The sequence below is a fragment of the Psychrobacter piscatorii genome (assembly GCF_043641605.1).
GTDB lineage: Bacteria > Pseudomonadota > Gammaproteobacteria > Pseudomonadales > Moraxellaceae > Psychrobacter > Psychrobacter piscatorii_C.
In genome coordinates this window covers 14572-39888 of the sequence record NZ_JBHZRK010000006.1, presented here as the reverse complement: position 1 = coordinate 39888, position 25317 = coordinate 14572, and the positions used below count along the sequence as shown (strand labels likewise).

The window sequence follows — 25317 nt, the reverse complement described above, 5'->3', positions numbered from 1 at the left end:
ACAGCTCACTCTCAGCAAAAAGCCGCCCATACACAATGTATAGGCGGCTTTTTTACGCTAATCAAAATAGACAACTTACTTGAGACTTATTAAATTCAGTATCTTCAAAGATCGTTTTTAGGAAACTTGTGATTTGGGTACTTTTCATGAGGTAAGGATTGAAGTCAGCACCTGCTGAGAAGCTTTTTAAGGTATATTCCTCATCTTCAGCACTTGATGTTGAATATTTGATCAAAAACCCATTCCATCTCCGTACCTCTATCTCCTCAACCCCAGTGATATGAGGCAATAGATGAGGGTAGTCCTTGATCAATATTGCCAAGACTTCATTGATAATAGGCCTTGAGCCTTCAATATTTTGAATTAAGTAGTTATCATTAATAGCAAGTGCAGAGGTTATATCACTTTTCTCATTGTTTCTGCGCCATCGCTCAAGAATTCGAGTTAACTCTATTCCGTTATTTTTTTCGCTATTTCTTCCGATATAAGTGAGACTGAGAAGAATATGCTCGCCATTTCTATTATTTTTTTTGAAGTATGGCTCGTCGTTATATGCATAAACAACCTTATTTGCAAAACACTTTTCTAAACTAGAACAAATTTTAAACTCAAAATATTAATCTCCAAATCTTGCTGATCGATCAGAATTACAACAACAGCTCACTCACATCAATTAAGTGCTTGCTCTATTGCTTAACAAGCTCTTAATTACAGAAAATCAAAGTTAAATAACATCATGAATTTGTGGTTTTTTTTCATCAAAAATTGCTTTCAGAAAATTTTCAATCTGCGCACTTGTCATTAGATATGGATTATAGTCAGAACCTGCTGAGAAGCTCTTCAAAGTATACTCTTCATCTTCAGCGCTTGAAGTAAGATGTTTGATTAAAAAACCACTCCATTGACGCGACTCTATTTCCTCTATGTTAACAATATTAGGAAAGATGGTTGAATGCTCGTCAAATATCTTTGCTAAGGCAGTATTGATAGCAGGCCTTGTCCCTTGAAAACTTTGAACAAAATAACCCTCACTAATAACTAAAGCTGAAACGATATCGTTTTCTTCAAAATATCTGCGCCAATACTCAAGTGCGCGAGTCAGCTCGATTCCTGAATTTAGCTCGACATTTTTGGCGATATATGTCATGTGAATAAGAATATGCTCGCCATTTCTTTTCTTATTTTCTGGAGTATGGCTTGTCGTTATAATATTCATAAGGAACCCTATTTGCAAAATACTTATCTAAATTAAGATACACTTTATTATAAAATATAATCAATGAAATTGTTACGTTTTGACCGAATTTTTACCATCTATTATTATTTTTTAAATTATGACATGACCTTTTTGATGAGATAGGACACCAATATTTACTGCCGCGAATTTTACTACAAATGTTGGTAAAAACTGTGTGATTGTATTATTCTAATAGCTCAAAAGCCTAATCTATATTTGACTATAATTACTATTGTTTAATCCCAAAATAACAATAACTAAGCTTTCCTTGATCGAAAATCTCGAGTTTTCGATGTTTTGAATAAAATAATGATCATTAATGACAAGCGCTGAAGTGATATTGCTTTTTTCGTTATTTTTTCGTGCCATCTCAAAGGTACGAGTCAGCTTTATGCCATTATCTTTCTCACGATTTTTACCGATATATGTGATGCTCACTAGAATATCTGCACCGTCTTTATTTCTCTCCTCTAAAACTTCAGTACCAGATTTTGAGATGTCATCAATAACTTTATGCATAAAGAATTTCAATGATCAAAAGCCGCTTTAAATTAAGATACCCTTTAATCTAAAGTACAATCAACAACATTTTGTATTTTTTAGTAGGTTTTTACCCGTTCTCGCTCTTTTCTAGAGAGACAACGTTGTAGTTTCAATAAGATAGCGTACTGCCCTCTATCGCTACATCGCAGTATTACAGATTCTGGTACATTCAGTGCGGTAGTCTTGTCTGATAAAAAATAAAGCTGAACTATTTTTCCCTATAACACTAATTCAGCCCCAAAATAGGAATCACCAAATCTTCTTCATCAGTGAGGTGTTGCGACAGTAGCTCACTGGCATCCATTAAGCGCTGATGCAATTGCTCACCCAGTGCTTTATCTTCAGTATTGCTTGATGCTAGCCTACTGTTTAGCACTTGCAACTCATTAAGTAGTGCATCCAGATACACATGGTCACGATCTAATATCTCAAAACCTGCTTTTAATTGGGGGTACATGCGAATGAACTGTGGAAAGTAGCCGGTATCTTCAATATTATGGTGTTGGTGTAATTTAAAAATATATTGATTAATCCGTGGTGAGATTTGTGAGCGGTATTCTGACCATTCAATATCACCGGCATGATAGGCGTCACTGATTTGAATAAGAGTGTGTTGACGTTTACGTATATCAGCGTGAATACTTAACCAAAATGATGTCTTATAAATATAGTCTGCATTAAACCATTGATTAGGCGGTAGCTTCTCGTATAAAAACAGCCAATCAGCCTCTAACCGACTGGCAGGATGGCGTGGAGTCGGAGCAAGCCGCCCCTCATCTGCTATATCTTTAGCTTTTGAGTTTTGAGTGGAAGCAGTCATAATATTGTCCCTATAAATTATTTTACTTATTCAGTTTTCTCTATAAATGCTTAAGTCGTTATCAATAAACCCTCTTTCAAGAACTTAGCTCAGAAAACGACATAGTAATTTATTAGATAAAATTCATTAGATAAACTAAAAAATATTTAATTTAAGTGTAGTCTATATATAGACTACACTTAGAATATCAACGGTATCTTCGGTAATACGTTAGCAAGTTTATGAATCATCAAAGTGAATAGCGTAAGACCAATGCGTTACACAATCTAGTCAAAACTCTCATCGTTTTTGGCTAATGAGCCTGTAGGATAAAACGAATAATACAGTCGCTCAGGTATTAGTAATCAGCTACTATTACCTTTAATAGCAGCGCTTAAAATGTAAAGGACAACCATGTTTATCGAAGATAAAATTGCTCAAGAAAGTATGAATACCAAAGTCTCTACACCTAAAATCATCTTTTTCGATATCGATGACACCTTGAGCCGCAGCGGCGTCATTGCCGAACATAATAAAGCAACCCTTGAGCAACTGGCAGACACTGATATCAAGTTGGTGATTTCAACTGGGCGCTCCAAGGCCATATTGCCTGAGGATATTCTAGCATTGCTTGATGCAGATATATTGGATGCCATTATTTGTATGAATGGACAGTATAGCTTTGATAAAAATGGCCGAATCAGCCACTATCCATTGTCTGGTGAGCAAACAGATAAAATCGTGCGTCTGTGCCAGCAGAGCGACTTGATTCATAAGTTTGACTCTGCCACTCATATCGCTTGGTCAGGTGAAAATGATCGTTTGCGTGAATTCAATGCTGTCACACCCAACTCTATTCTTGACCCTGAGTATTACAAGTCAAATATCGTCTATCAATGCTCAGTATTTTTTAATAATCAACAAGAAAAAATGCAAGATATCGACTTTGCGCAGTATGATTTAAAACTGGTGCATTGGCATCAAATCGGTGCAGATATATTGCCAATAGAAGCATCAAAAGCGCGCGGAATCAAAGATGTCTGCGAGTACTATGCGGTAGATGTCAGCGAGTGTATGGCGTTTGGCGATGGTATGAATGACTTAGAAATGTTTGATTTGGTTGGGTTTGCCGTAGCGATGGGGGATGCGCAGCCTGATCTGATAGCGCGTGCTGATTTCGTCACTGGGACGATCGAAGAGTATGGCATACAGACAGTGCTTGAACCGTTCTACGCCACCTCGTCAACCAAATAAAAATCTTATTTGAGCATGTATTACGTACCTATCAATATCCTGTCAAAGCATCGTTGAACTACCATCAACAGTCATTGAATCTTCGGTGATAGCGGCGCTAGGTTATTGCGTCGCATCCTTTGTTTCTATGGTATGGCTAATTATTATGTTAAGTTCTAAGTTCTTGGCGCTATTTGACGCTTGAACCTTCGCTTATCCTTACACTTGTAATAGCATAGGTCTATATGGCTATTATTTGCCCCATCCTTATCAATGCTCTAGAAAACCCACCCAGCATTGACGGTTTTTAAACCAATTTTTATCACTCATTTGATTAGTATTATTAGCGACCTTTATTAGCATAACTAAGCATCGTCTTGATAATAGCCCTTTAAATTGTACAAAGTAATAACCATAATAGTTTTATTAGCGACATGAGGCATTGACTGCCTTATTATTTTTGTCAACTTTTTGATTTGCATTATTTTATTTAGGAGAGATATTTTGACCCATTTATCATCGTTCCATCCAGACAACCCAGCTCGTATCGGCCGTATAGTACCAAAGGCATTATTAGCGACAGCTATTGGCTTAGCGTTAGCTAGCTGTAGCAACTCTGACAATGCGGCAGATGGTAGCGCTGCGGCGAGCAATGAGACGCTCAATTTGTATAACTGGTCAGAATACATGCCACAAGAAATTTTGGATGGTTTTGAAGAAGAAACTGGCATCGCAGTCAATTACACGACGTTTGATTCAAACGAAGCGATGTACGCCAAACTTAAACTACTCGATGATTCGAGCCAGTATGATTTGGCAATTCCATCGACTTATTATGTCGAAAAGATGGCTAAAGAAGGGCTGTTGCAAGAGTTAGATAAGTCTAAATTAAGTAACTTTAAAAACCTCGATACGTCATTTACTAACACCACAGTCGACCCTGACAATAAATACTCAATACCGTACATGTGGGGTAGCACCGGCCTCGCGATCAATGGTGATAGTGTCGATCCTGCAACTGTGAATAGCTGGAACGACCTATGGGATCCTAAGTATAAAGGTCAGGTGATGCTTACCAACGATGTGCGTGAAGTGTTCGGTATGGCGTTACTGACACTAGGCTACTCGGGCAACAGCAGCAATCCTGACGAAATAAAAGCGGCTTATGACAAGCTTACGACGTTAATGCCAAACGTCAAAACGTTCAACTCTGATGCCACCCGTATGCCGTACATCGAAGGTGAGACGTCTCTTGGCATGACGTGGAATGGCGAAGCAGTCATGGCGAATGACGAAGGTCTAACGAGCCTAGCTTATAAATACCCGACTGAAGGCGCTATCTTGTGGATGGACAACTTTGTCATTCCGAAAAATGCCAAACAAGTTGATGCAGCACACAAATTTATTGATTACTTGCTACGTCCTGAAAACGCCAAAATCGTGAGTGAAGAAATTGGTTATGCGTCACCAAACCAGGCAGCACGCGAGCTGATGGATGAAAGCGTTCGCAACAATCCAACGATTTACCCATCTAAAGACGTGTTAGCAAAAGCGGAATTCCAAGAAGATGTGGGCGATGAGGCACTACACGTGTATCAACAATACTGGGATAAGCTAAAAACGGGTCGCTAATAGCCATGGTTTAATACCTTTAAAATAAAGTAAATCTCTAAGAATAAAAACGCTGATCCTAAATGTTCAGCGTTTTTTGTGCGTTATAAATGCAAATCTGTCTCGCCACCCTGCTCTTTCATCCGGCGCTGCTCACGGCGCTGATAACCCAGCCCAGATGCAGCAAACCAGTGTAGCTTAGAGGTTTGTAACAGATCACTTAATTGCTGCAACTGGGTTTGCAACGTTTGTGTTAACCAAAAATACCCCTGCCACTCAAATGCTAAGTGCTGCACAGTTGGATATTCTGACACAGCAATACGAGTAATCGGGCGAAACACTTCATCGCTTGGACTACGGAGTACCGCCGCCATATGCTGCATGGCTTGTGTCAATTCATGCTGATAATGTATCAGTAACACATGGTTTTCTTCATCGATTTCGATATTCGCCAAACGCGGAGCAGCACTTAACAATAAATCAATTGTGCCAATGATATTACGATGGGTACGCTGAATCGTCTCTAGTGTCTCTTTTTCGATTCCTGACTCACTTGCTGTCGCAGCGATGTGTGGTCGCACAGCCAGCAGGCGTTTATTAATCTGTTGTAGCGCTGTTACCAACTTCCTATCAACAGGTACTTCTTTAATAGGAAAGGCGATTGGGTTTGATTTTTGACTAGCGTTTTCCATTACCCCATCCGCTGCATCAATATGATGACCCACGCCAGCATAGAGACTGCTACAAGCGTCAAGATTACTACTCAATAAAAACCGCCACATCAACGTTGATTTGAGCGGTAAAATCAGCGTCACTGCTACCGAAACGCCCGTACCCAGTAAGATATTTAGCGCGCGGTAGATGCCATCTTGACCGATGCTGTTGTGACCCAAATCAGAGACAATCATCAACATAGTGATACCCGTCAGCAGCCCTGTATACCCAAGCTTTCTGACGGCTAAATAGCCAATGATGCCGCTTAATAGACCGATGAGCGCGTAGTCCACCCATGGCCATGCACCTGCATTTTGAATGAACCACAGCACCCCAAGAGCAGTACCTATGCCTAGTAGAGTACCCAAGACACGCTCTTTGGCTTTGGTATAGATAGCGCCTTGATATTGCAGTAATCCCAAGATAATAAAAACCGTAATGGTCGTCCACTCCCCATGTGGCAGGTTGGTGAGTTTATTGACCAGTAGAGCCAGTATGACAGCCGTTCCTAAGCGAATGGCGTGCAAGACATCGGCATGTTGATAGCGAACATAAGGCTCAGTAAATGGAGCAGTAACACGCTGGTAAAGGGTTGATTTCACGCAAGGCTACTCTTTTTGGTTAATAAGCGAGATAAATGGTAACGCACATAGGTTACGCACAAACATGCTAGCAGTCGAGCCTCGATTTACAAAGTATTAATCAAAAAAAACGCCTTTTGTCTATTAAAAGACAAAAGACGTTCAAGCTCAAACCCTGCTGATGAATAGCTAAGTTTGAATTAACCTCACTAAACCTCTAAAAAGTCTAGTATACCTTCTGCTGCTTCGCGGCCTTCCCAAATAGCCGTCACGACCAAATCAGAGCCACGCACCATATCACCACCTGCAAAAATTTTGGGATTCTGGGTTTGGAACTTAAAGGTTTGTTTTTCTGCAGCCAACACACGACCAGAGCTGTCCATTGCCACTTGCTGCGACTCGAACCAATCAGCAGGACTTGGTCTAAAGCCAAATGCCATAATCACGGCATCACATGGGATAATTTCTTCAGAATTAGGAATCGGCTCAGGACGCTGGCGACCGCGGTTATCTGGCGCACCCAAGTGCGTCGTGACGACTTTTACCCCATTGACCTTGCCATTTAAGCCAATGATTTCAGTAGGCTGACGATTGAATAAAAACTCAACTCCTTCCTCACGAGCATTGACTACTTCGCGGCGTGAGCCAGGCATATTTTCTTCATCACGGCGATAAGCACAGACGACTTTTTCAGCACCTTGACGAATACTGGTACGATTACAGTCCATCGCCGTATCGCCACCGCCTAATACGACAACTCTTTTGCCTTTAAAGTCGATATACTCTTCGGTGTCTTTTTCCCAGTCATTGCAACGGTTGACGTTGGCAATCAGGTAATCTAGCGCATCATAGACGCCTGTCAGCTCTTCACCAGCGAAGCCGCCACGCATATAGGTGTATGTACCCATACCCATAAATACCGCATCATAGTCAGCCAACAGCTCATCAATGGTGACGTCTGTACCGATCTCTGTCTCTAGACGGAATTCCATACCCATGTCTTCAAAGATCACACGGCGATTGCGCATGACGTCTTTTTCCATTTTGAACTCGGGGATACCAAATGTTAGTAAGCCACCAATCTCAGGACGTTTGTCAAAGACGACAGGCTTGACACCATTTCTGACCAAGATATCCGCGCAACCTAGACCTGCTGGCCCTGCACCAATGATAGCGACTTTTTTGTCTGTCCAAACGACTTCAGACATATCCGGACGCCAGCCAAGCGCAAACGCGGTATCGTTGATGTACTTTTCAACATTACCAATCGTCACTGCCCCAAAGCCATCGTTCAATGTACAAGCGCCTTCACATAAGCGATCTTGTGGGCAAACTCGTCCACATACTTCAGGTAACGTATTGGTGCGATGGCATAACTCAGCGGCTTGGAATATCTGGCCTTCGGTGGCCAGTTTTAGCCAGTTAGGGATATAGTTGTGTACTGGGCATTTCCACTCGCAGTACGGGTTACCACACTCAAGACAACGATGCGCTTGCTGGGCAACAGCTTCATTTTCAAAAGGCTTATAAATTTCAACAAACTCTGTTGAGCGCGTTGCAATGTCTTTTTTGGTTGGATCAAATCTCGGTACATCTAAAAACTGAAAATTATTTTCTAAGCGTTTTGCCATGGTGCTATCTCTTTTATAGAAGGCTCTTTTGCAGTAGGTGGTGACAGTCAAGCGATGTGTTGTTTGTCTAAAATCTAAGACATATATCGCTGCTGTCACGTACCTGCTGAAAACCTGTGAGTTAAAACGTCTCTAAAAACGGAACGCTGGCTACCCTAATCAAAGTCATTGTCGATTCCTCAATACAATCTCTCAAGACAATCTATTGGCACGACCGACAATGAAAAATCGGCTATTGTGGGTCGGCCATGGTAGTTTTAAGAAGACTTGCAATGTTCGCCGCTTTTGGCTTCACCAAATAGAATTTACGAACATAGTGCTCAAAGTCGTCCAATATCGTCTGACCCCATGCACTGCCTGTTTTATCTACATGAGCTTCAATCACTTGCTGTAAGTGAATGCGATGCTCTTCTGTTTGCTCGCTTGAGATACGGTTGAGATCGATCAGCTCATGGTTGCAACGATCAAAGAAGTCGCCTTCCATGTCGAGTACATAAGCAAAACCACCCGTCATACCAGCACCGAAGTTGAGTCCAGTACGGCCAAGAATCGTGACGATGCCGCCAGTCATATATTCACAGCAATGGTCGCCTGTACCCTCGATGACTGCATGCGCGCCAGAGTTACGAACGCCAAAACGCTCACCCGCTGTACCGGCAGCATATAATTTACCGCCCGTTGCACCATATAGGCAAGTATTACCGATGATAGCGGTTTCTTGTGCCGTAAAGTTTGAGTCTTTAGGTGGATAAATGACAATCTCACCGCCAGCCATACCTTTACCCACATAGTCATTGGCATCGCCTTCAAGCTCGATGTTTAAGCCACCAGCATTCCACACGCCTAAACTTTGCCCTGCAGTACCTGTCAGACGAAGCTTGATCGGCATATCGCTCATGCCAAGGTTGCCCCATACTTGCGCAATCTCACCAGAGATACGAGCACCAATAGAGCGGTCACAGTTGCCAACGAAATAGCTATAATCACCACCTGAGCCTTGGCGAATATTCACGAGCATATCGCTAATCATTTGCTCAGCGAGCAAGCCTTTATCAAACGGCTCGTTACGCTCCACTTGACACGTTTGGGCTTTGCCCACACTGGCTGGGTGACTAAATAACAATGGCGTTAAATCAAGATGACGCTGCTTATCAGTGTTACCTTCTAAGATATCTAGCAAGTCAGTACGACCGACTAGCTCTTCCATACTACGAACACCTAGCGCTGCTAACCATTCACGTGTTTCAGTTGCGACAAATTTGAAGAAATTAATCAGCATTTCTGCTTCGCCAATGAAATGCTCATCGCGTAGCTTGGCTTTTTGGGTAGCAACCCCTGTTGGACAGTTGTTCAAATGGCAGATACGTAGGTACTTACAACCAACCGCAATCATCGGCGTGGTACCAAAGCCAAAGCTTTCTGCACCAAGAATAGCAGCCTTGACGACATCCAGTCCTGTTTTCAGACCACCATCGGTCTGAACACGTACCTTATCACGTAATCCATTCACTCGTAGAGACTGATGGGTTTCAGCCAGACCTAGCTCCCATGGCGAGCCTGCATGATGGATAGACGATAGCGGAGACGCTGCTGTACCACCATCATAACCTGAGATCGTAATCAAATCGGCATAAGCTTTGGCAACGCCAGTTGCAATCGTTCCCACACCTGGACGTGAAACCAATTTAACGGATACCAATGCATCTGGATTGACTTGCTTTAAATCAAAAATCAACTGCGCCAAATCTTCGATAGAGTAAATATCGTGATGCGGCGGCGGTGAAATCAAGGTCACGCCTGGCACCGAATAACGCAAGCGTGCAATCAGCGCGTTGACTTTACCACCAGGTAGCTGCCCACCTTCACCAGGCTTGGCACCTTGGGCTACTTTAATCTGCATCACTTCTGCTGAGCGTAGATACGCAGGCGTCACGCCGAAACGACCAGAGGCCACTTGCTTAATCTTTGAGTTACGCAATGTGCCATAACGTGCAGGATCTTCGCCGCCCTCACCAGAGTTTGAACGGCCACCAATGGTATTCATGGCCATTGCGATCGACTCATGTGCCTCAGGAGACAGTGCGCCTAGCGACATGCCAGCTGAGTCAAAACGCGTCAAAATCTCAGAGATATCCTCAACATCATCGACATCGATACTGTTATCGGTCTTTAGCTGCAACAAGTCACGCAAAGTCGCGACTGGGCGGCTATTGACTAGATTGGCATAATTCTGGTAATTCTCATAATCGCCCGTACGTACGGCCGTATGCAGGCTGTTAATCACGTCAGGGTTAAAGGCATGGTACTCTTTATTGAAGACGAACTTGAGCAAACCACCCTGATCTAATGGCGCACGACGTTTAAACGCGTTGGCAGCCAGTTGCGCTTGGTCAGCGGCAAGATCTGCAAAGGTAGCGCCTTTGATACGGCTTTGTACACCTTTAAAACATAAGCTTACGACTTCTTCTGATAAACCAACTGCTTCAAACAACTGCGCGCCGCGATAAGAAACAATGGTAGAGATACCCATTTTTGATAAGATTTTTAGCAAACCTTTATCTAAGCCTTTGCGGAAATTAACACGGGCCTGAATCGGATCACCAAGTAGCTCACCAGTCGCAACCAAATCATCAATGACATCATATGCTAGATACGGATACACACAAGTTGCACCGAAGCCAATCAATACCGCTATTTGATGCGAGTCACGGGCAAGGCCCGTCTCAATGATTAAGTTAGCATCGGTACGGATACCTTGCGCGATTAGATAATGATGCACAGCGCCAGTAACCATAATGGCGTTGGCTGGTACTTTGTCTGCATCGATATTTTTATCAGACAGTACAATCAAGGTGTTGCCTGAGCGGATGTTATCTGCCACTTGCTCACAAATAGCGACGATAGCATCAGATAGCTCTAGAGTACGGTCATAGTTCAGATCAATGCGAGCCATCTTGAACGCTGGATCATCCAAGGTTTCAAGCTGCTGCATTTTGCTAGCTGACAATACTGGCGATGACAAAATAATACGGTGAGCATCTCTCGCAGATGGTGCAAATACGTTGGTTTCAGCACCTAGGCAGGTCTGCAATGACATCACGATTGATTCACGTAATGGATCGATTGGCGGGTTGGTCACCTGTGCGAATTGCTGACGGAAAAAATCACCGACATGGCGGATTTGCTGTGATAGCACTGCCATTGGCGTGTCATCACCCATCGAACCTACTGGCTCTTGACCGTTTTCAGCATTAGGACGAATAATCTCTGTACGCTCTTCATTGGTGATGTGATACATCTTTTGTAAGGCTTTTAGCTTATCGCCACGACAAGCTTGCGCTGCTAAGGTTTCCTCTAAGCGCTCATCATCACGGACACGTGTCGCTTCTTCACGCAGCCACTTTCGATACGGATGCGCATTTTTCAGCAACGTTGCAACAGCAGTCGTATCCATCACTTGACCTGTCAACGTATCAATAACCAGCATTTGACCTGGGCCGACACGACCTTTTGCCAACACATCTTGTGGTGAGTAGTCCCAAACACCAACCTCTGATGCAACGGTGATATAACCGTTCTTGGTCGTCACCCAACGTGACGGACGCAGACCGTTTCTATCAAGCATACAAACGGCATAGCGTCCATCTTGAATCACAAGCCCTGCAGGACCGTCCCACGCTTCCATATGCTGCGAGTAAAACTCATAAAACGCTCGCAAATCCATATCCATGCTATCGACGTTCTGCCACGCTGGTGGAACCAAAATCGACATCGCATGGAACAAGTTCATGCCGCCAGACATTAGCACTTCAAGCATATTATCTAGACTTGATGAATCAGAACCCGTGCTATTCACAAGCGGCGTCAATTCATTCAAGTTCGGCAGTTTGTCTGACTTAAGCTTTGGCGTGCGTGCTTTAGACCAGTTACGGTTACCTGTGATGGTATTCAATTCACCATTATGAGCCAGATAACGGAACGGCTGTGCCAATGGCCATCGTGGCAAAGTATTGGTGGAGAAACGCTGATGGAAAACCACGATGTGTGACGCCAAGCGCTCGTCTTGTAGATCCAAGAAAAATGCTGGTAAGTCTGATGGCATGACCAGACCTTTATAAATAATGGTCTGACAGCTTAATGAACATACATAAAACAATTCATCATCAACCAGACGCTGCTCTGCTTTTTTGCGTGCAACAAACAGCTTACGGTTAAAATCATCAGCCGCTAAATCATCTGGCGCATTGACAAATACCTGCTTAAAATCTGGTAATGTCTCACGGCCGATCTCACCCACAATACTCAAATCAAGTGGCACATCGCGCCAGCCAGCGACTTCTAATCCTTGGGCGGTAATCTCATCGCTCAATATTTGCTGACTATGCTTGGCTTTATCATCATCCAAATTGACGAACACCATACCAACGGCAAAGTTGTCTGTAATTGCGAATTGGTGCTCATCAGCGATCTGTTTAAAGAAATCGGTAGGGGTCGCTAATAGTAGACCGCAACCATCACCAGTTCTACCATCGGCCGCCACACCACCACGGTGTGTCATGCAACTTAAACTATGAATGGCGGTTTTTACCAAATTATGGCTGGCTTCACCCTTAATATGAGCAATTAGACCAAAACCGCAATTATCAGAAAAATCATCTGGCGTGGCCAGGTGTGTTTGCGAGGAAATCATTGACATAGCTTGTCCTTTTAAGTAGACGGGCAACTTACATCTCCAATGCGGAGCATAAGCTGGTACCCGTAAGCAGAACGGGCTGATAGTGGATATTCGGATAGTTGAATTAGTAAATGGTGCGAGGCTCAATCGACATCATGCTCTAAAAGCAAGTAAACCTTTGACCCTCCTGGTCATCAGATAATGTCGTGACATATGCGTCGTATATTAGAGATAGTAAATGGCAGCCCTTTGAAACAGAGTAATGTATACCCCTAAATGCCAATTGCCTAATCAGTAATACGTTATGTCGTTCGCTTAAGCATCGTGTGTTATGTCGTCATATCTAGCAATGAGAGCTGGACATCCAACCATTTAATAACCGTGCATGTAGTCCTTCTTGAATATCTGACGCTCTGTATTCAAGCGCCTTATTCACTCTAAAAAAAGTGACAATAAGAGAGGTTGCGTCACTTACAAGCACTTTAACATAGCCAGTAAGTAGCCGCGCTTGAGACAACAAACCTTAGCAACACACCTTATAGATCGTTGATTTGTTACTAAATGCTTGTTTAATAATAGTTTTTTACGATAACTATACAGAACGTCGCCCATAGTTATATTAGTTAATGATTCACAAAAAATCTAGTCTTTTCTATCGATTCATCAGCCATAATTTGTATAAGGTCTCATTACTATTAGTTATAGGACGATTAAAAACCCATTAGAAATATAATATAAAGCGCCTACGTAGGGTTGCCTGAGGCAATGGATGAGATGTGTCTACCTTGAACACTTTGCCCCAAAATAGCGACAGTAGCCACTAATATATTAAAAAAACGAAGTATAAAAAACCCCACTAACCAATTAGCTAGTGGGGTTTTCGATGACAGAAAATGCGTATCAGTTGCTTTTATCTTCTATGAGCGTCTTTATACTATCACCATTATTGTTTTTAGGAGTGTTTGCATTATTGCTAGCACCATTGTTACTTGTGCTTGGCGGTTTTGGCGCAGGTACGACGGGTGGTTTTTTGATACTGCTATTGTTATCCGTTCCTGATGCTACTGGTTTTTTATTATCCTGCTTAGGCTTGTTGGCATTGCCTTCGTTTTGAGTTGGCGCTTCAGGGACTGACTGTGACTCATTACCAACCGTCCGCTCTTCAGTAACGGATAACGTTTCAGAAGTATCAGCTGACTGGCGAATACTCTCATCTGAAATACTTTCGTTAAAGCCTCCTTGACTATCGCGACTGGTATTATTATTGGTGGCTTGGTCATTGTTAGTATTGTTGACTGCTTGGGCTTGCTGACGTGCTGGTATTTCACGCTTAGTCGGTTTTAGATTGACAGCGCGCGTGCGCTTCGTGCTTAAGTCTTTTACTGGATCAGGACGCTCGTAGTTATCAATAATACTGACGTATCGATTGATCTCTTCCGGTAGCACACGCACATTGGCAGGCAGTTTAAAATCTATGAGCTTTGCTGCCCCAACGGCCTCCTGTGGACTACTCATGATTCCATAAGTCAGCATATAACGAACTTGATTTTCACTATCAAGATAGCGGAAATAAGCAAATTTATCACGATCTTCACGGCCCTCTAAATAACTGACAATCACGTCATTTTCAGCGACATTCATCACCTGCACGGTCCACTTACCCTTGTTGGCAAGTAGGTAACGCTTGTCTTTAAACTCGTCAGGATAATTACGCAAGTCACGGACAGTCGTATCAAAACTAATCGGCTGTACATCGGTATCAAGCTCGTGAAGTGACTCGATTTTTAATGGTTGCTCAAACTCATCAGCCAACATTTGCGGTGCTGATACTGGTTCGTTTTCAATTTTGGCACCCATCGCTGGCGTTTGGCTTAGCATCCAGACTAACGCTGTCACAACACCTAATAGTAACGTCGCGACCAGCCAAATCAGGGCTTGACGACTGTATGATTGGCCAGCGGTACGCGTCTTCGATTTTGATGCTGCCATGGGGAGGTCCTTGGTAAAAACATATTTAAGAGCATTACATCAATGCTCATTCAAATAGAAGTGCAGTTAGTGAATCTGCTGTACATATCAATTTTTAGTACGAATACTCACTAAAATTTTGATACATTATGCGCTGTGTTGTGACAATACTTCGAGCAACAGATCGTCATCGAAATCATTGGTCAATACTGCACTCCCTATTGATTTTAACAAAATCAGCCGGATTTGTCCGTGTTTCACTTTTTTATCGTGCCCCATCAAGTCCAGAGCCGTTTGTACATCAATGGCAGGCGGTTTGATTGGCAGGTTACCTAGCATCAACACACGCTTAATGCGCTCAACCTCATCAAGGGTCAACCAACCAATTTTTTGGGACAGTTCAGCCGCTTGCATCATGCCCGCCGCTACCGCCTCACCATGCAACCAATTGCCGTAGCCTTGATGGGTCTCGATCACATGACCAAAAGTATGCCCAAAGTTCAATAGAGCACGCACACCTGACTCTCTTTCATCTTGAGCGACCACATCTGCTTTGTATTGACAGCAGCGCTTCACCGCTTCGCCAAGTACTGCCAAATCCAACGCCATCATTGCAGGTAAATTCTCTTCAAGCCATGTCAGGAATGCTTCATCCATGATAAGCGCATATTTGATAATTTCAGCGATTCCTGCTGACAGCTCACGTGCAGGCAACGTTTTGAGCGTACTCATATCAGCGAGCACCATTTGTGGCTGCCAGAATGCGCCAATCATATTTTTGCCTTGCGCATGATTGATGCCCGTTTTGCCGCCAACGCTAGAATCGACTTGCGATAATAAGGTCGTTGGAATTTGGATAAAGTCGACCCCGCGCATAAAACTTGCCGCAGCAAAACCTGTCATATCACCCACCACGCCGCCACCAAGTGCGATAAGCGTGACATCACGATTGAAATGCTCTGCCATTAGCGCATCATATATTTGGTCAATGCTTGTCTGGTTCTTATATTGCTCACCATCTGGTAACACGCAAACTTTTACCGTAAACTGCTCTGCTAGCTCGTCTTCTAGAGCTTGCAAGTACAGAGGTGCCACGGTGTCGTTAGTCACAATCAATACTTGGCAACCCTTAATGTAAGGTGCGACTTGCTTTGCCATACTGCTATCTTTTGACGTCGCATCTTCAGTAATAATGATTGGATAATCATGACTTTGCGTACGAACTGTCAAGCTATCATGAAACAGTGACGTTGCCATGAGACACTCCTTAAGCATTTATAATTGGGTAAAAGTAGCTGAGTATACCTACCTATCATATCAATAGATAATATAGGTCTACTCTTTATTTTCTTTTGGTGTTGTGTCAGTACAATCAAAAAATGCGTTCAGCTGCTGCATTAATTGGCTGACCATATGACGCGGATAAGTGTGACCAGTGGGCATAATAATATGCGCGACCTGACGATATAATGGATCGCGAATACTATATAGATCTTGCAGTATTTTTCTAGGATTAGGCTGTTGTAAAAGAGGCCGTGACTTGTCTTTAGAGGTGCGGGCCATTTGCACATCGACTGGGGCATTGAGATAAACCACGATGCCACGCTGTCTTAAGAACTCTCGGTTTTCAGCAGCCAATACTGCGCCACCGCCAGTTGCTAATACAATTTGGGGGGCTTGAGTCAGCTCATCAATGGCACGCGTTTCACGCTCACGAAAACCCGCTTCACCTTCTTTGGCGAATATCCAAGCAATGTCAGCACCGGTCTGCGATTCGATATACCAATCACTATCTACAAAAGTGCGACCTAACTGCTTGGCCAGTAACTTACCGATCGTCGTCTTCCCCGCTCCCATCGGACCCACTAAAAACACCGACGGCAATTCCTGCACCATAATACTCACTCAGCTAAATTAGCTATCATACAACGTCATTGATATTCTGGCTAGTAATGCGCTGTGATTATTGTTAGTAATATTTAGAGCTTATCGTCCATTAATCCATGCATATAGCTCGCAATATTAAAGGTGCTAAGTTTATGCACAAAAAAAAGTAAGCACTAAGGCTTACTTTTTTAGTGAATAATCAACAGATTTATGATTAATTCAAGCGACTTGTGCCATCATTGATCAATTTTGGTGTTACAAAGATAAGTAACTCCTCTTTATCATTACTACGCACATCTCGGCGGAATGCGCGACCAATATACGGTAAATCGCCTAAAAACGGTACTTTGTCCACGCCATTATTGGTACGGTTTTTAAAGACACCACCTAATACCACTGTTTGACCATCTTCAACGATCACATTGGTTGAGATAGAATCCTCAGAGATAGCCACCTGATTGTTGATAATAGTCGGCGTACCGTTAGTAATAAGTAATTGCAAACCAATCTTGCCATCAGGCGTGATGTTTGGTGTCGCCTCTAAACTCAGTGCCGCTTCTCTAAAGCTAGTCGTCGTTGCACCGCTAGCTGAGGCTTCCTGATAAGGGATCTGGGTACCAGAAGAAACTTTTGCGGTTTGCTTGTCAGCCGTCAACACTTTCGGGGTCGAGATGACTTCACCGCGGTTATCTGCTTGCAATGCTGACAATTCAAGATCAAGCATCACATCAGATAAACTTAATAGGCCAAAGGCGATACTACCAGCTGCTGGATTAGTAACACCCAAATCAACGTTTAGGTTATCAGGACGGCTGATGTCATATGAAGGATAAGAAACCGTTTGTCCATTGACAGTCGTGGTCTCTACGTCAAAATCTTTTAAGTCCCATAAAGTTTGATCACTACCACCAACCAACAAGCTACGATTATTGGCTGCACCATTTGATAAGATTCCCCAGCGAACCCCAATCTCTTTACTAAAGCTGTCAGTTGCACTCACGATACGCGCTTCAATCATAACCTGACGTACAGGAATATCAATCTTTCCAATTAAGGTACGAATATTTTCAATACTATTCGCCACATCTTTGATGATTAAAGTATTGGTACGCTCATCAATCGTTACAGTTCCACGATCCGACAATAACGTATTATTGTCATTTCCACGATTTGTAAGTCCGCTCGTGCCCCCTATACCGCTACTACCAGATGAACCACTTCCTTGAGAAATCAAAGTCAGGACATCTTGTGCTTTTGCATAGCTCAAACGTATATATTCGGTACGTAAGGGTGCATAAGATTGAACGGCTTGCTGCGCCTCAAGCTCACGTGCTTCTTGTTCAGCGAGTTCAGTAGAAGGCGCAACCAAAATCACATTACCATTTTCGCGCTTGCCTAGATTTTTACTTTTCAGAATAATATCGAGTGCTTGATCCCAAGGCACATTGATCAAACGCAAGGTGATGTTACCAGCGACTGAATCACTCGCAACGATATTCATCTCGGTAAACTGCGCTAAAATATCTAACACGCTGCGAATTTCAACGTCTTGGAATTCCATGGATAGCGGTTCTCCACTATATACTTTCTCCTCAAGAGTCGGTTCACGTAGCAGTTCAGGCTTGTTGATACTAATATTTAACTGATTGCCCGATTGGTAAGCTTGATACTCGTAATCATCAGACATGTTAATGGTGATGACACCATTTTGTCCTTGGTTTTTAGTATCGATGCTACTCACCAGACCACTATTAATATTTAATCGACGTAGCAAGTTTCTTGGGACCGTACTGCCTGTTAAACGTACGACAAGCTTATTACCTTGGCGTTGTACATCCACCGGAATGGCTTCGTTAGCAAGTACCATGCTGACGTTACCGCCACCATCATTACCTGCCGAAAAATTGACTGCACTGAGACCATCATAGCTGTACTGTTTACTTACTTGTGCAGAAGCAAGCTGTGGGTTCAACAATGGATTAACTCTCACCACCATCGTGTCAGCTGGCACGTCGTTTTTTACGACTGTCGTACTAGTGGTGCGAACAGTCGCAACAGGAACCGTACTAGTCTCGACGATTGGCGTGACGACTGCAGTGGTGGTGAGACCGCTAGAGTTATTAAGGACATCTTGTATGGGGTCACTGGTGATCACTGGACGATCAGGATCTGTAATGGTCAGTAGCAGATCGTTACCCTCAATCGCTGTTGTATAATTGCCCGATTGTTTTAGACCAACGATAAGACGTGTCGTACTATCGCTACTCAACGTGGTGACATCATTGACCATACCAATATTGTATTCGTTAAAACGACTGGCAAGACCGTTTTGCACTTGTTCAAAGTCTAATACCAAGCGGCTAGGATCATCAAGCTGGTAGGCTGCAGGCAATACTGGTAAACCTGTGAACCCCAAACGCATTTGTGTCACTGCTGGTGCAGTTTGTACTACAGACACATTATTGATGCGCTGTGCAGCGTGGGCGCTACTACTTACTGCCACCATGCTGACTGCCAGTGCTGAAATGGCAAAAGCAGAAGAAACGCGGTTGCTCATCATCATTACCTTGTTATTGCGTACTGTCATTATTTATTCCTCAAAAAATCTGCCGACTTAGCTTATAGGGGATACCAGCGACTGGGGTTTTTCAATAAACCCAGCGCGGCTGTCTGGCACAATTTCAATCAAGTTAATCTGGGTCGGCGTGATTTCAACAATACGGCCGTCATTCAATCCAAGATAATCACCCACCTTCACACTAGCAACTGAACCATCAGGACGTTGTACCAGTGCGTATCGCTGACCTTCAGGCGACACTACCACACCTCGAAAAACCAGTTGCGATAACTCGTATTGTTCAAGTGGTTCTTTTACACGTGTAATGTCTGGGCGCACGCCATCAATAGAAGTAGTAGGACCCTCTACATTCACCAAGCTCGGTGGTAAAAACGGGCTGCGCTGTGAGCTTGCACTATAGACGAAGTCTTCTACCAGTTCAGCTTTGGGTGGTGGTTCGATAGGCTGCGCTGGCTGGTTACGGATATCAGTCATCGCTTGCTCTGCCATACCGATACGATCCGTACAGCCAGTCATAGCTAGCGCTGCGATACTTAAAGTCAACAGCATGGGTAGTTTTTGCATACTCATTAGTTACCTCCTGCATTTGCATCAGTAGCGGCGGCATCACCTGCAGGAGCCGTTTCATCTTCAGGAGTCGCTTCTTTTGAACGATAGGTTTTGGTTTGCAAGACTAGATTAAGCTCAGGTAAAACATCTAAGCTCGGTTGTGGATTACTCACCTCAAAATCATGCATGGTGATGATACGAGGCAGTGCTGCAAGGCCACTGATAAAACTACCAAACTGATGATATTCACCTAAAGCCGCAATGCGAATCGGCTGCTCAATGAAAAATTCATTTTCAATTTCAGGTTCGACAGAGATGTCTTGAAAACGAATATTACTGCCGACACCTGTCATATTGATACCTTCTACCAGCTCTGACACACGCGTATCTTTTGGCAACTGGTCTAACAAGGTATTAAACTCCGTTTCCATCTGAATGACCTGTGCTTGATAGGCTTCTAGGTGACGCGCACGCGATTCCTTTTCGCGATAGCTTTCAAGCAAGGTCTGTTGCTGACTTTCAGCAGCATTAATCTCATCGATTTTGCTACTAATCGGTAGCGCCCATGATAGGGCCGCTATAAAGGTAATAATAAGACCGATCACCGTCACCTTCACTGGTAGCGGCCAGCTGCCATAGTTTTCAGAGTCTAGTGACTCAAAACTGCGACGAAATTCATTAAGATCAAACTGCTTCTTTGGTTTTGAAGCACTTTTTTTGGTCTTAATTAGGCTTTTTTTACGGACAAGCTTCATAACTCCCCTCCCACACTATCTTCCGCAGGGACAGGCGTCTCTGATTGTACTTTAGTCGTCACCACGAACTGTACATAACTGTCTTCAGGATAAACTGGACGCGGTGGCTCACCAGCCGTAGTGACTGTATTATTCAGTACAGGGGCCGCTTCATAAGCGCTAATGTTCTGTTGAATATTGCTAACTGCTGAGTTACCCATCCATTTACTACTGTCCAAATTACGAATCAGGCTAGATACAATATTTGGGTTATCAGCCAGACCAGTCAACGTTAATACATCGCCTTCGCGTTTGAGATTGGTTAGATAAAGCGCTGGTGGAATTGCTCTTGCCAGATCATCCCACAAACGTACTGGTACGGGACGCCGACCTTGCAAATCTTGAATGACCTGCATACGTGAGATAATATCTTCACGGCGCTGCTCTAAACTATCAATCTCAGTCAATGCAGTGTCTAATCGTGCATTTTCTTGTTCAATTAAGGCATTAGCATCAAGCTGTTCATCAAGCTCATTGTTAAAATAGCTCCATGAAGCAAAAGCTGCCAATAAAGTGAGCAAAGTCACCGCAACTATCAGAGTCATAAACTCTTTGTTGCGACGTTCACGCTCTTCTTGTCGCCATGGTAAAAGGTTAATACGAGCCATTAGTCAAAGCTCCTTAACGCAAGACCGCATGCGGCCATTAAGCCTGGCGCATCAATGGTCAGTTGCTCATTATCAATGTTAGGCGCAATGGTCATATTGGTAAATGGATTGGCAACACTAACGCTCACACCGAGTTTTTGTTGTGCCATCCCAGCGAGACCTGCAATGGAGCTACTACCACCCGCAAGTACCATGTGGTCAATACTACTATACTGACTTGATGAGAAGTAAAACTGTAAGGAACGAGTGATTTGCTGAATGGTATTTTCTATAAAAGGGGTCAAAACTTCAGGATAGTAGTCATCAGGCAATGTGCGCTCACGTTTGCTCAGCGTTGCTTCTTCAGCTGACAGCCCATAACGGTTTTGAATCGCTTCTGTTAACTGAACACCGCCAAACAATTGCTCGCGACTATAAATAAACTCACCATTTTTTGCGATATACAAAGTGGTTTGATTATGGCCGATATCAACCAAAGCGACCAGTTCTGGCATATTGGGCAGATTGTCTGCCATTAGTCCAAAAGCACGCTCTATTGCATGTGATTCGATATCCATAACCTTGGTTTGCATACCACCAAAGGCCAACGCATCAACACGCTGATCAACGTTTTCTGAGCGAGAGGCCGCAAGTAGTACTTGTACCATATCCTCACTCACTAAAGATGGACCTAGCACCTCAAAATCTAAATTGACATCTTCTAATGGATAAGGCACATATTGATCAGCATCCAAACGTATTTGTGCTTCACGCTCAACATCGCTTAGCATCATATCCATATCAATAATTTTGGTAATGACGGCAGATCCTGATACGGCCGTTGCTGCATTGCTGCCCGCAACTTGGCAACGTCTTGCTAAACTCGCTATAATGTTGCCAACCGCTTCTGTATCAACTAGGAGTTTGTCGACGACTACACCTTCCGGTAGTCTCTCAATACCGTAGGATTTTAGGTGGAACATGCCTTGTTGACGCTGTATGTCCACTATTTTTACTGAAGTGGCACAAATATCCACACCAATCAAATGTCGACTTTTTGAAGTAAATAGCCTCACAAACTCTATACCTTATATTAAGTGTACAATCTGATAGTTATTTGTAATAATTGAATACAATACTTTACTTAATTGGTAGATTCAAGCGTTTAAAAATATATTAAGGCCTACTTACACATTTATTATGACCTGTTGATTTTGTTCAAGGTATAATAAGTTATCCGCTACAAATTCTAATTAATAAGTCTTATTATGGCCAAAAAAAATGCTACCGCTCGTCTCATTCATTTCTTGGTGGGACTTTTTGTCGCTTGCCTAGCATTGGCAGTTATCTTAGCGCTTGCTGTACCTATTGGTTTTTATGGTATGGCGATGTATTTATCGCCAACTTTGCCAAGTATTCAAGAGATAAAAACTGCCAATTTAGAAATGCCATTGCAGATTTATAGTAGCGATGACAAATTAATCGGCCAATACGGCAATCGTTTATCGTTACCAGTCACATTTGATGAAATTCCTGAAGATTTGACTCACGCTTTTTTAGCGGCAGAAGATGCTTCTTTCTTTCAGCATAGTGGCATCAGTATTAAAGGTCTTGGGCGAGCGGTCACTGAAGTGGTGACTGATGATGACAGTCAGACTGGTGGCTCAACTATTACGATGCAGGTCGCCAAAAATTACTTTTTAAGTCCTGAGCGTACTCTAAACCGCAAACTAACAGAGCTGTTTGTGGCGCGAAAAATGGAAGATGAGCTGAGCAAAAATGAGATCCTTACTCTCTATGTCAATAAGATTTATTTGGGTGAAGGCGCTTATGGTATTCGCGCTGCTGCCAAAAAATACTATAGTAAATCACTAGATAATCTTACTATTGCTGAAATGGCAATGCTTGCCGGTTTACCAAAAGCCCCTTCTAAATATAATCCTGTTGCCAATCCTAGCCGCGCGTTGACTCGGCGTAACTGGATTATTGGCCGTATGCATGAGTTGGGCTATATCACAAAAGCTCAGTATGATGAGGCCGTTAACTCCCCCGTTGGCATTAAGCTATATCAAGAAAAACTCGACGTTAATATGCCCTATTTGGCAGAAATGACGCGTGCGACTCTAGTCGAGCGTTACGGTGAGCAGGTGATGCATGGTGGTTGGCGTGTTCGCCTGACTGTTGATAGTAAGGCACAAACCGATGCAGAAGCGGCCATATTAACAGGCTTAGTAGCTTATGAGCATCGTCATGGCTGGCGCGGTGCGGAAGCAAATGACGAGCCTCTCGAAAACTTTCAACGCTATAGCAATATGTCTCCTGCCAAAGTCACCAAGGTCAACTCTCGTAGTTTTGAAGCGACATTACAGTCTGGTGAAAGCGTAACGGTCAATTGGTCTGGCATGAGCTGGGCACGCAAATACATCTCTGCCAATCGTATCGGTTATTATCCTAATAATGCTAGCCAAATAGTGAGCAAAAACGATATTGTTCGCGTGATACCTACCGCAAATGGTAATTGGCAGCTAGGACAGATACCCAAAATACAAGGTAGTCTGGTTTCATTGAATCCAGAAACTGGCGCGGTTAATGCATTAGTAGGCGGTTTTGATTTCAAACATAGTAAGTTCAATCGAGCCTTACAAGGATGGCGCCAACCTGGCTCAACTATCAAACCATTGGTCTATACCGCCGCCTTGGAAAAAGGCTATCATCCAGACAGTATTGTTTCAGATCGCCCTATTCAAGTAGGCGACTGGAAACCTAAAAACTCTGATGAACGCTTCTTAGGTGACATTACCTTACGTCGTGGTTTGTATTTATCGCGCAACTTGGTTTCTATCCGTCTCCTACAAGCTATTGGTATTTCTGACGTGCGCAATCTGTTAGATGAGTTCGGCCTAGATAAAGAAAAACTGCCAACAACTTTATCATTGGCTCTAGGGGCAGGACAAGCAACCCCATTGCAAATGGCAACGGCGTATTCAACCTTTGCCAATGGTGGTCACCGCATACAACCTTACTTTATTGAGCAAATTTATAACTATAAAAATGAGTTATTATTTCAGGCCAATCCACTTCAGGCTTGCGCCTTATGCTTTAATGAGCAACTTGAAGCGGTTAATAAAAACCTGATAGAAGAATATAACAAATCATTAGAAAATGAAAACAGTACTACTGAAGAATCAGCTACCGAAAGCGCAGAGCTAGAAAATAGTGAAAATGTAGAAGAAACTGATGAAGGGATCGACCTTACTGTCTATGACGCGGGTCCACAATCAGATCGCCTAAAAGCACCTGTCGTACAGTACATAGCAGCCAAACAAGCACCAAGAATATTAAAGCCTAGAGTAGCATTTGAAATGGCAGATATTTTACGTGATGTGGTGCAGCGTGGTACTGCAGTACGAGCAAAAGCCTTGGGCCGTGATGATATTGGCGGCAAAACCGGTACAACCAACGAAGCCAAAGATGCTTGGTTTGCAGGATTTCATCCTACCAATGCAACGGTTGTATGGATGGGTTTTGATCAGCCAACATCTATGGGTCGCCGAGAGTATGGTGGTGTGGCTGCCCTGCCCGTCTGGATGGACTTTATGAAAGCTCAGCTCAAAGACACGCCAAACCAATGGGTGTCTATCAATAACCGCTCAAAATCTAAAAAGCAGCAGCAGCAAATTATAGAAATGACTGATGATGGTATTATAACTGATGATAACGACATCTCTGATACCAACGCACCAGCAAAACCAGTCAAGACTCAAACTCAGCAGCGCAAACCGGCAGCCCCCGAACCCACTGCAGACGCTAGCAGCTCATCAGTAGCTCAAACAAGTAGCAGCCGTAGCAATGATAGTGTGCCGCAAAACCCTTTATCGGTCACACCGGTCCAGCGTATGCCCCCGATGCCAGAATAATCTACCAGTATCT

General features: G+C 43.3%; 18 protein-coding genes. 3 read left to right on the top strand and 15 right to left on the bottom strand.

Going from position 1 to position 25317, the window contains the following annotated elements:
- Window positions 1–61: 61 nt before the first annotated feature.
- The 4 genes from ACHUET_RS07180 to ACHUET_RS07165 all read right to left on the bottom strand — a co-directional run bounded on the left by ACHUET_RS07180 (window position 62) and on the right by ACHUET_RS07165 (window position 2600).
- A complete protein-coding gene (locus ACHUET_RS07180) occupies window positions 62–505 on the bottom strand; it encodes a BLUF domain-containing protein (protein ID WP_394211941.1) in 444 nt (147 codons plus the stop codon).
- A gap of 219 nt (window positions 506–724) precedes the next feature.
- Window positions 725–1216: a BLUF domain-containing protein gene (locus tag ACHUET_RS07175; protein ID WP_394211762.1), complete on the bottom strand. Its 492-nt coding sequence runs from the start codon at window positions 1214–1216 to the stop codon at window positions 725–727.
- Window positions 1217–1447: 231 nt separating this feature from the next.
- Entirely contained in the window at window positions 1448–1756 is a 309-nt protein-coding gene (locus tag ACHUET_RS07170; RefSeq protein ID WP_394211760.1) for a BLUF domain-containing protein, read from the bottom strand.
- A 250-nt stretch (window positions 1757–2006) separates the two neighbouring features.
- Window positions 2007–2600 (bottom strand): hemerythrin domain-containing protein, encoded by a 594-nt coding sequence (locus tag ACHUET_RS07165; protein WP_394211758.1) that lies wholly within the window; start codon window positions 2598–2600, stop codon window positions 2007–2009.
- Window positions 2601–2993: 393 nt separating this feature from the next.
- Here ACHUET_RS07165 and ACHUET_RS07160 point away from each other — a divergent pair, with 393 nt between their 5' ends.
- Window positions 2994–3833 carry a Cof-type HAD-IIB family hydrolase gene (locus ACHUET_RS07160; RefSeq protein WP_394211756.1) on the top strand — a complete coding sequence of 280 codons (840 nt, stop codon included), beginning with the start codon at window positions 2994–2996 and terminating at the stop codon, window positions 3831–3833.
- Between the two features lie 483 nt (window positions 3834–4316).
- Window positions 4317–5444 carry an ABC transporter substrate-binding protein gene (locus ACHUET_RS07155; RefSeq protein WP_394211754.1) on the top strand — a complete coding sequence of 376 codons (1128 nt, stop codon included), beginning with the start codon at window positions 4317–4319 and terminating at the stop codon, window positions 5442–5444.
- An 83-nt stretch (window positions 5445–5527) separates the two neighbouring features.
- On the opposite strand, the gene ACHUET_RS07150 is transcribed toward ACHUET_RS07155, so the two are convergent.
- The 11 genes from ACHUET_RS07150 to pilM form a co-directional block, all read right to left on the bottom strand.
- Window positions 5528–6739 (bottom strand): FUSC family protein, encoded by a 1212-nt coding sequence (locus ACHUET_RS07150; RefSeq protein WP_394211752.1) that lies wholly within the window; start codon window positions 6737–6739, stop codon window positions 5528–5530.
- A 188-nt stretch (window positions 6740–6927) separates the two neighbouring features.
- Window positions 6928–8349 carry a glutamate synthase subunit beta gene (locus tag ACHUET_RS07145; RefSeq protein ID WP_394211751.1) on the bottom strand — a complete coding sequence of 474 codons (1422 nt, stop codon included), beginning with the start codon at window positions 8347–8349 and terminating at the stop codon, window positions 6928–6930.
- Between the two features lie 232 nt (window positions 8350–8581).
- Window positions 8582–13045 carry a glutamate synthase large subunit gene (gene gltB, locus ACHUET_RS07140; RefSeq protein ID WP_394211749.1) on the bottom strand — a complete coding sequence of 1488 codons (4464 nt, stop codon included), beginning with the start codon at window positions 13043–13045 and terminating at the stop codon, window positions 8582–8584.
- Window positions 13046–13924: 879 nt separating this feature from the next.
- The gene (locus ACHUET_RS07135; protein WP_394211747.1) at window positions 13925–15013 is read right to left on the bottom strand and encodes a hypothetical protein; all 1089 of its coding nucleotides are present in this window, start codon (window positions 15011–15013) and stop codon (window positions 13925–13927) included.
- 126 nt (window positions 15014–15139) lie between these two features.
- The gene (gene aroB, locus ACHUET_RS07130; protein ID WP_394211745.1) at window positions 15140–16249 is read right to left on the bottom strand and encodes a 3-dehydroquinate synthase; all 1110 of its coding nucleotides are present in this window, start codon (window positions 16247–16249) and stop codon (window positions 15140–15142) included.
- A gap of 78 nt (window positions 16250–16327) precedes the next feature.
- Window positions 16328–16888 carry a shikimate kinase AroK gene (gene aroK / locus ACHUET_RS07125; protein ID WP_394211743.1) on the bottom strand — a complete coding sequence of 187 codons (561 nt, stop codon included), beginning with the start codon at window positions 16886–16888 and terminating at the stop codon, window positions 16328–16330.
- A gap of 205 nt (window positions 16889–17093) precedes the next feature.
- Entirely contained in the window at window positions 17094–19466 is a 2373-nt protein-coding gene (gene pilQ / locus ACHUET_RS07120) for a type IV pilus secretin PilQ (RefSeq protein WP_394211741.1), read from the bottom strand.
- A 27-nt stretch (window positions 19467–19493) separates the two neighbouring features.
- Complete coding sequence (locus ACHUET_RS07115; RefSeq protein WP_371532942.1) at window positions 19494–20027, bottom strand: pilus assembly protein PilP; 534 nt, start codon at window positions 20025–20027, stop codon at window positions 19494–19496.
- Window positions 20027–20761: a type IV pilus inner membrane component PilO gene (locus ACHUET_RS07110; RefSeq protein ID WP_372863410.1), complete on the bottom strand. Its 735-nt coding sequence runs from the start codon at window positions 20759–20761 to the stop codon at window positions 20027–20029. Before ACHUET_RS07110 ends, ACHUET_RS07115 begins: the two co-directional genes overlap by 1 nt.
- On the bottom strand, window positions 20758–21408 hold the full coding sequence (locus ACHUET_RS07105) for a PilN domain-containing protein (RefSeq protein ID WP_394211738.1): 651 nt from the start codon (window positions 21406–21408) through the stop codon (window positions 20758–20760). The genes ACHUET_RS07110 and ACHUET_RS07105 overlap by 4 nt, the downstream gene beginning before the upstream one ends.
- The gene (gene pilM, locus ACHUET_RS07100; RefSeq protein ID WP_371532945.1) at window positions 21408–22463 is read right to left on the bottom strand and encodes a type IV pilus assembly protein PilM; all 1056 of its coding nucleotides are present in this window, start codon (window positions 22461–22463) and stop codon (window positions 21408–21410) included. Before pilM ends, ACHUET_RS07105 begins: the two co-directional genes overlap by 1 nt.
- A 192-nt stretch (window positions 22464–22655) precedes the next feature.
- Here pilM and ACHUET_RS07095 point away from each other — a divergent pair, with 192 nt between their 5' ends.
- Window positions 22656–25304, top strand: coding sequence for a penicillin-binding protein 1A (locus tag ACHUET_RS07095; protein WP_394211736.1), 2649 nt, complete (start codon window positions 22656–22658; stop codon window positions 25302–25304).
- Window positions 25305–25317 lie beyond the last annotated feature (13 nt).

What these genes read in the sequence shown, in the direction of transcription:
- ACHUET_RS07105 (WP_394211738.1), bottom strand. Translation starts at nt 21,408, where the DNA reads ATGGCTCGTATTAACCTTTTACCATGGCGACAAGAAGAGCGTGAACGT.
- ACHUET_RS07160 (WP_394211756.1), top strand. Translation starts at nt 2,994, where the DNA reads ATGTTTATCGAAGATAAAATTGCTCAAGAAAGTATGAATACCAAAGTC.
- ACHUET_RS07135 (WP_394211747.1), bottom strand. Translation starts at nt 15,013, where the DNA reads ATGGCAGCATCAAAATCGAAGACGCGTACCGCTGGCCAATCATACAGT.
- aroK (WP_394211743.1), bottom strand. Translation starts at nt 16,888, where the DNA reads ATGGTGCAGGAATTGCCGTCGGTGTTTTTAGTGGGTCCGATGGGAGCG.
- pilQ (WP_394211741.1), bottom strand. Translation starts at nt 19,466, where the DNA reads ATGACAGTACGCAATAACAAGGTAATGATGATGAGCAACCGCGTTTCT.
- ACHUET_RS07115 (WP_371532942.1), bottom strand. Translation starts at nt 20,027, where the DNA reads ATGAGTATGCAAAAACTACCCATGCTGTTGACTTTAAGTATCGCAGCG.
- ACHUET_RS07095 (WP_394211736.1), top strand. Translation starts at nt 22,656, where the DNA reads ATGGCCAAAAAAAATGCTACCGCTCGTCTCATTCATTTCTTGGTGGGA.
- ACHUET_RS07175 (WP_394211762.1), bottom strand. Translation starts at nt 1,216, where the DNA reads ATGAATATTATAACGACAAGCCATACTCCAGAAAATAAGAAAAGAAAT.
- ACHUET_RS07145 (WP_394211751.1), bottom strand. Translation starts at nt 8,349, where the DNA reads ATGGCAAAACGCTTAGAAAATAATTTTCAGTTTTTAGATGTACCGAGA.
- ACHUET_RS07110 (WP_372863410.1), bottom strand. Translation starts at nt 20,761, where the DNA reads ATGAAGCTTGTCCGTAAAAAAAGCCTAATTAAGACCAAAAAAAGTGCT.
- ACHUET_RS07165 (WP_394211758.1), bottom strand. Translation starts at nt 2,600, where the DNA reads ATGACTGCTTCCACTCAAAACTCAAAAGCTAAAGATATAGCAGATGAG.
- aroB (WP_394211745.1), bottom strand. Translation starts at nt 16,249, where the DNA reads ATGGCAACGTCACTGTTTCATGATAGCTTGACAGTTCGTACGCAAAGT.
- gltB (WP_394211749.1), bottom strand. Translation starts at nt 13,045, where the DNA reads ATGTCAATGATTTCCTCGCAAACACACCTGGCCACGCCAGATGATTTT.
- ACHUET_RS07170 (WP_394211760.1), bottom strand. Translation starts at nt 1,756, where the DNA reads ATGCATAAAGTTATTGATGACATCTCAAAATCTGGTACTGAAGTTTTA.